The 11984-nt window shown below is 71.9% G+C and carries 10 protein-coding genes and 1 pseudogene; 7 read left to right on the top strand and 4 right to left on the bottom strand.

What is annotated here, in order from left to right; genetic code table 11:
• The 7 genes from SACPADRAFT_RS26330 to SACPADRAFT_RS0208110 form a co-directional block, all read left to right on the top strand.
• Nucleotides 1-530, top strand: a 530-nt coding sequence (locus SACPADRAFT_RS26330; protein WP_007024822.1) for a glutamate-cysteine ligase family protein, incomplete at its 5' end; no start/stop codon positions are given.
• The gene (gene egtB, locus SACPADRAFT_RS0208135) at nucleotides 527-1909 is read left to right on the top strand and encodes an ergothioneine biosynthesis protein EgtB (protein ID WP_007024823.1); all 1383 of its coding nucleotides are present in this window, start codon (nucleotides 527-529) and stop codon (nucleotides 1907-1909) included. The genes SACPADRAFT_RS26330 and egtB, both read left to right, overlap by 4 nt.
• Nucleotides 1902-2720, top strand: coding sequence for an ergothioneine biosynthesis protein EgtC (gene egtC / locus SACPADRAFT_RS0208130; protein ID WP_007024824.1), 819 nt, complete (start codon nucleotides 1902-1904; stop codon nucleotides 2718-2720). Before egtB ends, egtC begins: the two co-directional genes overlap by 8 nt.
• On the top strand, nucleotides 2717-3691 hold the full coding sequence (gene egtD / locus SACPADRAFT_RS0208125; RefSeq protein WP_007024825.1) for an L-histidine N(alpha)-methyltransferase: 975 nt from the start codon (nucleotides 2717-2719) through the stop codon (nucleotides 3689-3691). Before egtC ends, egtD begins: the two co-directional genes overlap by 4 nt.
• A gap of 28 nt (nucleotides 3692-3719) precedes the next feature.
• Complete coding sequence (locus SACPADRAFT_RS0208120; RefSeq protein ID WP_007024826.1) at nucleotides 3720-4193, top strand: nitroreductase family deazaflavin-dependent oxidoreductase; 474 nt, start codon at nucleotides 3720-3722, stop codon at nucleotides 4191-4193.
• A gap of 127 nt (nucleotides 4194-4320) precedes the next feature.
• Nucleotides 4321-5013, top strand: a complete 693-nt coding sequence (locus SACPADRAFT_RS0208115; protein WP_007024827.1) for an ArsR/SmtB family transcription factor — start codon at nucleotides 4321-4323, stop codon at nucleotides 5011-5013.
• A complete protein-coding gene (locus SACPADRAFT_RS0208110) occupies nucleotides 5006-5791 on the top strand; it encodes a VOC family protein (protein ID WP_007024828.1) in 786 nt (261 codons plus the stop codon). Before SACPADRAFT_RS0208115 ends, SACPADRAFT_RS0208110 begins: the two co-directional genes overlap by 8 nt.
• 14 nt (nucleotides 5792-5805) lie before the next feature.
• On the opposite strand, the pseudogene SACPADRAFT_RS0208105 reads toward SACPADRAFT_RS0208110, so the two are convergent.
• From SACPADRAFT_RS0208105 to SACPADRAFT_RS26325, 4 genes and pseudogenes are all read right to left on the bottom strand, one after another.
• Nucleotides 5806-6519, bottom strand: a pseudogene (locus SACPADRAFT_RS0208105) (sulfite exporter TauE/SafE family protein); the annotation flags it as partial.
• A 137-nt stretch (nucleotides 6520-6656) separates the two neighbouring features.
• A complete protein-coding gene (locus tag SACPADRAFT_RS0208100; protein ID WP_007024830.1) occupies nucleotides 6657-9464 on the bottom strand; it encodes an aconitate hydratase in 2808 nt (935 codons plus the stop codon).
• Between the two features lie 207 nt (nucleotides 9465-9671).
• The gene (locus tag SACPADRAFT_RS32455) at nucleotides 9672-11171 is read right to left on the bottom strand and encodes a hypothetical protein (RefSeq protein ID WP_007024831.1); all 1500 of its coding nucleotides are present in this window, start codon (nucleotides 11169-11171) and stop codon (nucleotides 9672-9674) included.
• Nucleotides 11168-11599: a hypothetical protein gene (locus SACPADRAFT_RS26325; RefSeq protein ID WP_198048283.1), complete on the bottom strand. Its 432-nt coding sequence runs from the start codon at nucleotides 11597-11599 to the stop codon at nucleotides 11168-11170. The genes SACPADRAFT_RS32455 and SACPADRAFT_RS26325 overlap by 4 nt, the downstream gene beginning before the upstream one ends.
• Between the last annotated feature and the right edge of the window lie 385 nt (nucleotides 11600-11984).

Raw genomic sequence — 11984 nt, 5'->3', positions numbered from 1 at the left:
CGGCGGCGTGGGCGCGCCGGGTGCTGGACACACCGCTGATGGTGTTGCCGCGTCGCGGCGGCCCGTGGGACGCGCCGGACGGGCTGACCTTCGCCGACTGGATCGGGCGCCGGAAGGCGGCGCGCACACTGCCCCCGCCGACGACGGCCGATCTGGACTACCACCTGAGCACCCTGTTCACACCGGTACGCCCGCACGGGTATTTGGAGATCCGGTACCTGGACGCCCAGCCGGTCACCGGGTGGCTGGCCCCTGCCGCGCTGCTCGTGGCGTTGTTGCAGCGTCCGGACACGGTGGACCGTGTGCTCGAGATCTGCGCACCGGTGGCGGGCAGGTGGGCGGATGCGGCCCGGTGCGGTCTGTCCGATCCGGACATCGCCGCAGCGGCCCGCCGGGTGGTCGACCTCGGCAGCGAGCGACTGTCCGATGTAGACCTTCCGGCGGACACGGTCACCGACGTCGCGCGCACCGCGCACCGCCGGGTGCACGAGGGTCGTGCGCCCGGGGACAGGAAGGGAGTGCTCCGATGACCCGGACCCACACCGAGTCCGCCGATCCGCTGTCCGCGATGGGCGCGACCCGGTTACGCACGCACACCGCGGACGTGCTGACCCGGGCGCGTGACCGCAGCGCCGCCCTCACCGACGCCGTCGACGACGACGACCTGGTGGCGCAGCACTCGCCGTTGATGTCGCCGCTGGTGTGGGACCTGGCCCACATCGGCAGCCAGGAGGAGATCTGGCTGGTCCGCGACGTCGGCGGGCGCGAACCGCTGCGCCCGGACATCGACGACCTCTACGACGCCTTCCAGCACCCCCGGTCCGACCGTCCGCAACTGCCGCTGCTGGGCCCCGGCGAGGCGCGGTCGTACGTCGGGCAGGTGCGGGAGAAGGCGCTGCACGTGCTGGACCGGGCGCCGCTGGAGGGGCGCGCGTTGACCGACACCGCGTTCGCCTTCGGCATGATCGCCCAGCACGAGCAGCAGCACGACGAGACGATGCTGGCGACCCACCAGTTGCGGCGGGGCGAGCCGGCGCTGCACGCGCCCCCGCCGCCGCCCCGGCGGGCGGGCACACTGCCCGCGGAGGTCGTCGTGCCCGGCGGCACCTTCCTGATGGGGACCTCGGTGGAGCCGTGGGCACTGGACAACGAACGGCCCGCCCACGAGGTGTCGGTCGACACCTTCGCCCTGGACACCACCCCGGTGACGAACGCGGAGTTCGCCGCGTTCGTCGACGCGGGCGGATACGAGGACCCCCGGTGGTGGAGCGGACCGGGCTGGCACTACCGCACCGAGCACGACATCACCGCCCCCCGTTTCTGGTACCGCGCGGACGGGACGTGGTGGCGCCGCCGGTTCGGGGTGCACGAACCCGTCCCGGACGACGAACCCGTGATGCACGTGTCCCACCACGAGGCGAGCGCCTACGCGGCGTGGGCGGGCAAGCGGCTGCCCACCGAGGCCGAATGGGAGAAGGCCGCCCGGTTCGACCCGTCCACCGGCCGGTCGGCACGGTACCCGTGGGGCGACGACGAACCGCGCGCCGAACACGCCAACCTGGGCCAGCGGCACCTGCGGCCCGCCCCGGTGGGGGCCTACCCGGAGGGTGCCTCCCCACTCGGGGTGCACCAGCTCATCGGGGACGTGTGGGAATGGACCAGCAGCGACTTCCGGCCGTACCCGGGGTTCACGGCGTTCCCCTACCGCGAGTACTCCGAGGTGTTCTTCGGCCCGGAGTACAAGGTGCTGCGGGGCGGCTCGTTCGGCACCGACGCGGTCGCGATCCGGGGCACCTTCCGCAACTGGGACTTCCCGATCCGCAGGCAGATCTTCGCGGGGTTCCGGTGCGCGCGGGACGTCGACGGTCCCGGGAGCGGGACCGGGCACGCCGGGGGCGCGGGTGTGTAGACATCTGGGGTATCTCGGCGTGCCGACCTCGCCGCACCACCCCCTGGTGCGCGCGCCGCACGCGCTGACGGTGCAGGCGTGGGCCCCGGCGGACATGCGGGGCGGCGGCACGGTCAACGTGGACGGGTTTGGCCTCGGCTGGTTCGCCGATGACGGCCGCCCCGTCCGCTACCGCCGGCCGGCGCCGGTGTGGACCGACGAGGACCTGCCCCGGCTGGCCGAGACGGTCCGGTCGGACCGGTGGGTCGCCGCGGTGCGGTCCGGCACACCCGGCATGCCGGTGACCGAGGCCGCCTGCGCGCCGTTCGCCGACGACGAATGGCTGTTCAGCCACAACGGCGTCGTCTCCGGCTGGCCGGAGTCGGTGTCCGCCGCGGCGGAGAAGCTGCCCGTGGCGGAGCTGCTGCGGTTGCCCGCGCCGACGGACTCCGCCCTGCTGTGGGCGCTGCTGCGGCGGCGCCTGCACGACGGGGACGATCCGGTCGACGCCGTGTTGCGGCTGACCTGGGAGGTCGCGCAGGCCGCGCCGGGATCGCGGCTGAACCTGCTGCTCGTCGGGCGGGACCTGCTGATCGCCACCGCGTGGGGACACGCGCTGTCCGTCCTGCGGTCGCCGTCCGGCCCGGACGGGGTGTTCGTCGCCTCGGAGCCCTGGGACGCCGACCCCGGCTGGGAGCCGGTCCCCGACGGCGGCCTCGTCGTCGCCCGGCGGGCGGTGTCCCCGGACGGTGGAGACACCGAGGTCGGCGCCGGGCACCCGGCGGTCCGGGTGGACATCGACAGTCTCGGAGGAGAACGGAGTCAGGCGTGAGCGATGTGCGGGTGGAGACCCACGGCAGCACCGAGGACGTCACCGAGGCGCTGCGCGCGGATGTGCGGGAGGGCCTGTCGGCGACGCGGAAGTGGCTGCCGTCCAAGTGGCTCTACGACGCCCGGGGCAGTGAACTGTTCGACCGGATCACCGCACTGCCCGAGTACTACCCGACCCGGGCCGAACGGGAGATCCTGCGCGTCCGGTCGGGTGCCGTGGCGGCCGCGACCGGGGCGCACACCCTCGTCGAGCTGGGGTCGGGGTCCAGTGAGAAGACCCGGTCGCTGCTGGACGCGCTGCGGGCGCACGGCACACTGAGCCGGTTCGTGCCGATGGACGTGTCCGCCTCCGCCCTGACCGAGGCGGCCGACGCGGTCAGCCGGGACTACCCGGACCTCTCGGTGCACGGTGTCGTGGGGGACTTCACGGCGAGTCTGGCCGCGCTGCCGGGCAGCCGCCCACGACTGGTGGCCTTCCTGGGCGGCACGATCGGCAACTTCCCGCCGGACGAGCGGGCGAAGTTCCTGGCGTCGGTGCGCGACGTGCTCACCGACGGCGAGTGGTTCCTGCTCGGCACCGACCTCGTCAAGGACCCGGCCACCCTGGTGCGGGCCTACGACGACGCGGCGGGGGTGACCGCGGAGTTCAACCGCAACGTGCTGCACGTGCTCAACGCCCGGTTGGGCGCGGACTTCGATCCCGGTCTGTTCGCCCACGTCGCGCACTGGGACGCGGACAACGAGTGGATCGAGATGCGGCTGCGGGCCCGCGCGGACACCACCGTCCGCATTCCCGGGGCCGGTCTGGAGGTGTCCTTCGCCGCGGGGGAGGAGATCCGCACCGAGGTCTCCGCCAAGTTCCGGGAGGAGGGCGTGCGCGCCGAGCTCGCCGGGGCGGGGTTCGCGCTCCGGCACTTCTGGACCGACTCCGGACGCCGGTTCGCGGTGTCGTTGGCGGAGGCGGTTTCCTGAACCACCCGGGGCGTGATCGGATGCGCCCGTGCGGAACCCGTTACCTGCGTTGGCCCGTGTTCTGGGCACCCGGCCCTGGGTGATGCGCCGCTCCGGCGTGATCGTCCGGGCCGACCGGGTGCTGCACCGGGTCTTCCGCGGCCGGATCAGCCTGGTCGGCCTCGCCGGACTGCCGTCGGTGCACCTGACCACCCTCGGCCGGCGCAGCGGTGCGCCGCGCGGGACGAATCTGCTGTCCCTGCCGGACGGTGACGGGTACGTGGTCGTCGGCTCGAACTGGGGACGGCGGCGGGATCCCGGCTGGACGTTCAACCTCCGGGCGCACCCCGACGCCACCGTGACCGTCGCCGGACGGGAGATCCCGGTGCGGGCACGGGAACTGCACGACGCCGAGTACCGCCGGATGTGGCGGCGGTTGCTGGCGTACTGGCCGGGATACGGGATGGAGCGGCAGACCGCGGGCCGCGATCTGCCGATCTTCGTGCTCACCCCGGTCAACTGACTCCGGGGGACCGGGCGGCACCGAACGACGGGCCGTGATCGCAGGTCGGTGTGCGTGCCGGCCCTGCCTCGCCGATGTCACTCACGCGTGGGTTTGTCACTTTCGCTTGCGTGAGTAAGATGTGGTCATGGTCGAGACGGCTGTCCTGGCGCGGATCCTCGGCGATCCGACCCGCGTACGCATCCTCGATGCCCTGACTGCCGGTCCGAGGCGTACGAGCGAGCTGGCGGCGGCGACGGGCTCGACCCCGGCCGCGCTGAGCCGGCACCTGAACCAGCTACGCGAGGCTCAGGTCATCGCGCGGGGGGACGTCGCGGACGACGGCCGCGGCCGTGCCTACGAGCTGCGACCGGCGGCGCTGGAGGCCCTCGCCGGTTGGCTGCGCTCGACCTGCTGGGCCGCCGAACTCCAAGCGGTCTCCGATCAGCCTCGGACTCGCACGTTGCTCGCGCGGATGGGCGGATTCCTCGATGCCTTCGCGGCCGGCGACGTGACCTTCTTCCAGCGTCACCTGCGCCGGGACGCCGTGTTGGTGTTTCCCGGCATGAGCGGCCCCGTCGACAAGCAGGGCTGTCTCGACTCGGTGGAGAGCCACCCGCCCTACCGCCGTCACCGGATCCTCACCGAGCCGGTCGTCCGGCTTGTCGGTGCGACGACCACGGTCCTCACCGTCACCGCCGAGGTCGCCACCGCCGCCGACGACGCCGCTGTTCCCACCGTCATGACCGCGGTCTTCGAGGAGGGCACGCCCTGGCAACTCGTCCATCTGCAGTGGACCCGGACAACGCCGCACCACGAAAGGAACATCCCGGATGACTGACCTGATCGACACCGCATCCCCGGTCCGGCTCGTCTGCTACGCGGACGGGCAGGATCTCGAATCGTCCCGGGCCTTCTACACCGAGGTGCTCGGTCTCGAGGTGGCGATGGAGGAGCCCGTGCTCGGGCTGATCTCGCCGACGAACCGCACCGCCCAGGTGCTCGTCCCGCCCGACGGTTTCGAGGAACCCCAGCCGCGATTCGGGGTCGACCTGGGTGACCCGACGGCTGTCGAGGCCGCACACGACGCCGCGCTCCACCGTGGGCTGCGTGTGGTCTACCCCCTGACCGACGAGCCCTGGGGGGTACGCCGCTTCTTCGTCGAGGATCCGAGTGGGACGATCCTCAACGTTCTCGCCCACACGGGCCGGGCCGGAGCGGGCAGCACCGCGACGACGCACCTCCGGCCACGTCTGATCGTGCCCGACCCGGAAGCCGCGTCGCGTTTCTACCGCGACGCACTCGGCTCCCGGGAGGTGTTCCGTGCTCCACGGATGGACGATGGTCGCCCCAGCGCCATCGAGCACGACCTCGTGGGCACGGTCTTCCGCGTCTCGGCCGCCGTCACAGCGTGGGGCTGGCTCTCACCGGATGATTTCGGCGGCTCCGCGGTGCTCCTCGAAGTCCGGGTGGACGACCCGGACGCACTCGGTGAGCGGATGGCCGCCCACGGCGCCGAGGTGGTGGTGCCGATCGAGAACCGCCCCTACGGCGAACGCGCGGGGCGCCTGCGCGACCCGTTCGGCCACCTGTGGATCATCACCGGTGAGCTCCGCTGAACACGAGACCCGGCTCAGCCGGCGAGGCCGCGCGCGATGAGGGTGACCGCGCTCGCGGCGGCCACCGTGAGCACGGCGACCCGGATCCGGCCGCCGTGCAGCAGCCGGCGTGCCGGACCGGAGACCAGGAATCCGGCGAGCAGGAACGGCAGCAGCCACAGCGCCGCGAGCAGGTCGTGCCGACCGACCTGCCCGGCGACGGCCAGCGCGGCCAGCGACAGCGCCGACCCGAGGGCGAATAACGCGGCCATGGTGGAGCGGATCCGGGCGGCGGGGGAGTGCTGGTACAGCAGCGCCAGCGGCGGCCCGCCGATCGAGGCGGCGGTGCCGAACGTGCCGCTGGCGACCCCGGCGACCAGCAGCGGTCCGGGCCGGGGGTGCGGCCGCCAGGACACCAGCGACAGCACCACACACGCCAGCACCGCGAGCCCGACCACCGTCGCGAACGGGCCGGGGGCGAGCACCGCGACGGCCAGGACCCCGAGCGCCGTGCCGGGGATCCGGCCCAGCATCGCCCAGCGCACACCGGCCCAGTCGGTGTCCTCGCGTTCCCGCGCCACCGACAGCCCGGCGTGGGCCAGCGCGACCACGAGCAGTGGGACGGGCACCAGTGCGGGATCGACCAGGGCCAGCAGCGGCGCCGCGATCAGGTTCATGCCGTAGCCGACGGTGCCCTGCACCAGCGCGCCCGCGAACACGGCCAGACCCGCGAGAACCGCGGCGAGTGTCATCGACAACTCCAATCGGCGGGCGTGCCGGGTGGCCTCGCCCGCACCCGTGGAAACGGCCCGCCGCGGGACGGGGTCTCGCGCGACGGGCCGTTTCCGTGCCGGTCGGGCCGGAGGGTGTTCCGGCCTCCGGGAACTCAGGCGGTCATCTTGCGCAGCACGTACTGCAGGATGCCGCCGTTGCGGTAGTAGTCGGCCTCACCCGGGGTGTCGATGCGCACCACGGCGTCGAAGGTGACCGTCGAGCCGTCGTCCTTCGTGGCGGTGACCCGCACCGTCTCGGGCGTCTCCCCGTTGTTCAGCGTGGTGAGCCCGGCGATGTCGTAGGTCTCCGTGCCGTCCAGGCCGAGCGAGTCCGCCGAGGACCCGTCCGGGAACTGCAGCGGTGCCACGCCCATGCCGATGAGGTTCGAGCGGTGGATGCGCTCGAACGACTCGGCGATCACGGCGCGCACCCCGAGCAGCCGGGTGCCCTTGGCGGCCCAGTCCCGCGACGAGCCGGAGCCGTACTCCGTGCCGCCCAGCACCACCAGCGGCGTGCCCTGCGCGGCGTAGTTCTGCGCGGCGTCGTAGATGAACGCCTGCGGGCCGCCGGGCTGGGTGAAGTCGCGGGTGTAGCCGCCCTGCACGTCGTCCAGCAGCAGGTTGCGCAGCCGGATGTTGGCGAACGTGCCGCGCACCATCACCTCGTGGTTGCCCCGGCGGGAGCCGTAGGAGTTGAAGTCCTTGCGCTCGACGCCGTTCTCCATGAGGTAGCGGCCCGCGGGGGAGTCCGCCTTGATCGCGCCGGCCGGGGAGATGTGGTCGGTGGTGACCGAGTCGCCCAGCTTGGCCAGCACCCGGGCGCCGGAGATGTCGGTGACCGGGTCCGGCTCGGCGCCCATGCCCTCGAAGTACGGGGGCCTGCGCACGTAGGTGGACTGCGGGTCCCACGCGAACGTCTCGCCCTCCGGGGTGGGCAGCGACTTCCACCGCTCACCACCGTCGAAGACGTCGGAGTAGTCCGACGTGAACATCTCCTGGGTGATGGCGGATTCGATGGTCCGCTGGATCTCCTGCGGCGACGGCCAGATGTCGCGCAGGAAGACGTCGTTGCCGTCGCCGTCCTGCCCCAGCGGCTGGTTCTCGAAGTCGAAGTCCATCGTGCCCGCCAGCGCGTAGGCGATCACCAGCGGCGGCGAGGCCAGGTAGTTCATCTTGACGTCGGGGTTGATCCGGCCCTCGAAGTTGCGGTTGCCGGACAGCACCGACACGGCCGCGAGGTCGTTCTCCGAGACCGCGGCCGAGATCTCCTCGGGCAGCGGGCCGGAGTTGCCGATGCAGGTGGTGCAGCCGTAGCCGACCAGGTGGTAGCCCAGCTTCTCCAGGTACGGCCACAGCCCGGCCTTCTCGTAGTAGTCGGTGACCACCTGCGAGCCGGGCGCCATGGACGTCTTGACCCACGGCTTGACCGTCAGGCCCTTCTCGACCGCGTTGCGCGCCAGCAGCGCCGCACCCAGCATCACCGACGGGTTCGAGGTGTTGGTGCACGAAGTGATCGAGGCGATCACCACGGCGCCGTGGTCGAGCACGAACTGGCCGCGGTCCGGCGAGGACACCGTGACCGGCTTGCTGGGCCTGCCGTCGGCGCCGAGGGCGGCCGAGTGCACGGCCATCGTGTCGTCGTCGGCGAACTCCAGGGCGGGCGAGTCGCTGGCCGGGAAGGACTCCTCGGCGGCCTCGTCCATCTTGGTGTGCGGGACGGGCCCGTGGTCGGTGACGTACTCGCGCACCGAGCTGCGGAACGACGGCTTCGCCCCGCTGAGCGCGATGCGGTCCTGCGGACGCTTCGGACCGGCGATGGACGGCACCACGGTGGACAGGTCCAGCTCCAGGTACTCGGAGTACTCCGGCTCCCGGGCCGGGTCGTGCCACAGGCCCTGTTCCTTGGCGTAGGCCTCCACCAGTGCGAGCTGGTCGTCCGAGCGGCCGGTGAGCTTGAGGTAGCGCAGCGTCTCGTCGTCGATCGGGAAGATCGCGGCGGTGGAGCCGAACTCGGGGCTCATGTTGCCGATGGTGGCGCGGTTGGCCAGCGGGACCGAGGCCACGCCCTCGCCGTAGAACTCGACGAACTTGCCGACCACGCCGTGCCGCCGCAGCATCTCGGTGATGGTGAGGACCACGTCGGTGGCGGTCGCGCCGGGCGGGATCTCCCCGGTGAGCTTGAACCCGACCACGTTGGGGATCAGCATCGACACGGGCTGGCCGAGCATCGCGGCCTCGGCCTCGATCCCGCCCACGCCCCAGCCGAGGACGCCGAGGCCGTTGACCATGGTCGTGTGCGAGTCGGTGCCCACGCACGTGTCCGGGTAGGCCTGGCCGTTGCGGGCCATGATCGAACGGGCGAGGTGCTCGATGTTGACCTGGTGCACGATGCCGGTGCCGGGCGGGACGACCTTGAACTCCTCGAACGAGTTCTGTCCCCAGCGCAGGAACTGGTAGCGCTCCCGGTTGCGCTCGTACTCGATCTCGACGTTGCGCTCGAAGGCGTCGGAGCGGCCGAACACGTCGATGACCACGGAGTGGTCGATGACCATCTCGGCGGGCGCGAGCGGGTTGACCTGGTCCGGGCTGCCACCGAGGTCGGTCACGGCCTCCCGCATCGTCGCGAGGTCGACGACACAGGGCACACCGGTGAAGTCCTGCATCACCACGCGGGCCGGCGTGAACTGGATCTCGGTGGCCGGCTCGGCCTTCGGGTCCCAGCCGCCGAGCGCGCGGATGTGCTCGGCGGTGATGTTCGCGCCGTCCTCCGTGCGCAGCAGGTTCTCGAGCAGGATCTTGAGGCTGTACGGGAGGCGCTGGGACCCCTCCACCTTGTCCAGGCGGAACACCTCGTAGGAGGCGTTGCCGACCTGGAGCGTGTCCCTGGCGCCGAAGCTGTTCTTACTGGCGGGTGCAGTCACGTTGTCTCCATGGCGGCGGTTTGTTCGGGTAGCGGCAGGTCGAGTCTTGCGCACCTGCGTAGCGGCCGCACTGATGCGTCGGACCGTCCTGCCTAAACCGTACGCTCGTACTTTTTCTGGTCAAGGTCAGGATAGCCGAAGGCCCGGCACCGTGATGTGGTAGCCGGGCCTTCGTGACCGGAGTCGGCGAGCACACTCCGGTCGGCGTCAGTTGGCGCCTTCCATGATCTCCCGCAGCGTCTCGGGATCCATGCCCCGGTACATCAGCAGGGAGAGGTCACCGAGAGTGCGCAGCGGGTTCAGGAAGTGTTCCCCGTCGACCTCGGTGGTCACGAGTCCCAGGCCCTCGCCGAAGACGCCCTCGGCCATCGTCGTGAACAGGGCGACCTCCTCGGCGGACGGTTCCATCCCGGGCGGGGCGCCCTGCAGGCTCGCCGCCACCAGCTGGGCGGCGAGATCCTCGGCGCAGAATTCCTCGCGGACCGCCCCCGCGAGGACGTAGCACCCGCCGTCCCGGGTCACCGACACCTCGCCCCGGTTCGGGATCCGCAGCTCCAGTTCGGTGATCGTGACCCGGGTCCCGCCGGTGACCTGTGACGTTTCGCTGCCCATCCCGGTGATCTCGATGCCGGTCGGGGGCGGTCCCATCTCCCTCAGCAGCGGGCCGAGCGTGTGCAGCACCGCCATCTCGTCCGGGGGGAGCAGCTCGACCGCCCGCTCCAGGTCGCCGTTCAGCACCGCCTGCGCGGTCCGGCGCACCGCCGCCTCGGGCGAGTCGGCACCGTCGGCGGGGATCGACTCGTCCGGCCACGGTGCCCCGATCTCGTGCAGCAGCAGGTCACCGAGCGTGTGGAGGAGACTGGGATACCACGACCCGTCGCGTCGCACGGTGGCCACGCCGAGCGGTTCGCCGAGCATCCGTTCGAGTTCGCCGGCGGTGACCGACCCGGTCATGGCCCGCACCCCGCCCGCGGGTGCCATTCCCTGCTGCTGGAGCATGTCGCGGTACTGCGGGGACAGGGCCATGGCGTCCGGGTCGAGCTCCACGGTCAGCGAACCGCCGGTCAACCTGGTGATCACCAGGTCCTCGTGGACCCGTTCGGAGGCCTGCGGATCGAAACGGAGCTGGTCGGTCTCGACCCGGAGCGGCATCAACCCGTTCAGATCGGTGTCCTGCGCGGCCAGTCCGAGCCGCTTCGCCTCGGCCAGCCCCTGTTCGGACAGGTCGGTCAGGATCCCCGCCTCTTCCGGGGCGAGGGCGTTGATCAGGCCGAGCATGTCGTTCTCGCCCAGGGCCGTGACGAACCCGGTCGCCGCCTCCTCCGGAGTGGCCGCACCGGAGGTGACCGAGTCCTGCTGCGCGAGCACGAACCAGGTGGCGCCCCCACCGAGCGCGAGCACGAGCCCCACGACGAGCGAGAGGACGAGCCCGCGTGTGCGTTTCCCGGCCGGGGGGCCACCGGAGGGGTTCGGCTGTCCCGGATACCCCTGCGGTGTCCCGGGCCAGGGATACGGGCTCCCCGGAACCGGCTGTCCGGGCTGTCCGGGGTACTGCTGTCCGGGGTACTGCTGTCCGGGCTGTCCGGGGTACTGCTGTCCGGGCTGTCCCGGGTACTGCTGTCCCGGGTACTGCTGTCCCGGGTACTGCTGTCCCGGTGGTTGCTGGGGTGGCTGTCGCCACTCCCCGTCCGGGCCTGGAGTCGTCACGGGTCTGGCACCTGCTCTCTGGTCGTTTCCTGTCCGGCCGTGCGCACCTTCCGCGCCTTCCGCGCCCCACCGAGGACGCCGAGCGCTCCGGTGATCGCGGCCACCGCGCCCACGGTCGTGGTCACCGGTCCTGCGAGGGAGACGGAGACCACGCCGTCGGTATCGGCGCCTTGGACGAGCACCGGGGTGGACACGGTTCCCACCGCCAGGAAAAGCGCGATCGTGACCGCCGAGGCGGACCTCCACCGTCCGACGGCGAACAGGACGAGGCACACCGCGGTCGTCAACGGGAGCGCCACCCACCCGACCAGCACCGCGTCCAGCACCGGATGGGAGAGCACGCCGAGATGGTCGACCAGCGCCGCCGTCTCATAGCTGCTGCGGTGGACCGAGCCCGAGCGCATCCACGGTAGGAAGGTCCCGACCATCGCCGTGACCGTTCCGGCGGCCGCCGTCACCGCTGCCGTGCGGCGACCGGAACGGTCGCCATTCGCCGGGTTCGGCCGATTCCTCAATCGCACGGCGGTGCCTCCCCCTGGCTCGTCACCCGTCTTCCGGGTCTGCGACCCAGATCATCGACGCTCATTGTGCCTTCACTCGTCCGTGTGGTTCGGACATCCCTCTGTCCAGCGAAATCCGCACTTCGGAACCGGTGTTCCGCGTGGTGCGCACGGTGCGCGTGGGGTGCCGGTGGCACAGTCCGATTACCGGGACGCGAGGAGGTGACACCGGTGCTGACCAGTGCGGACGGTGCGCCGCGCCGCGGCGACGGGCGCCGCCGTCGGGCCGTGGTGGCCGCGGTGGTCGCCGTCC

Source organism: Saccharomonospora iraqiensis subsp. paurometabolica YIM 90007, from assembly GCF_000231035.2.
Taxonomy (GTDB): Bacteria; Actinomycetota; Actinomycetes; order Mycobacteriales; family Pseudonocardiaceae; genus Saccharomonospora; species Saccharomonospora paurometabolica.
The sequence above is the reverse complement of the archived record's forward strand: the minus strand, read 5'-3'. Positions and strand labels throughout refer to the sequence as shown.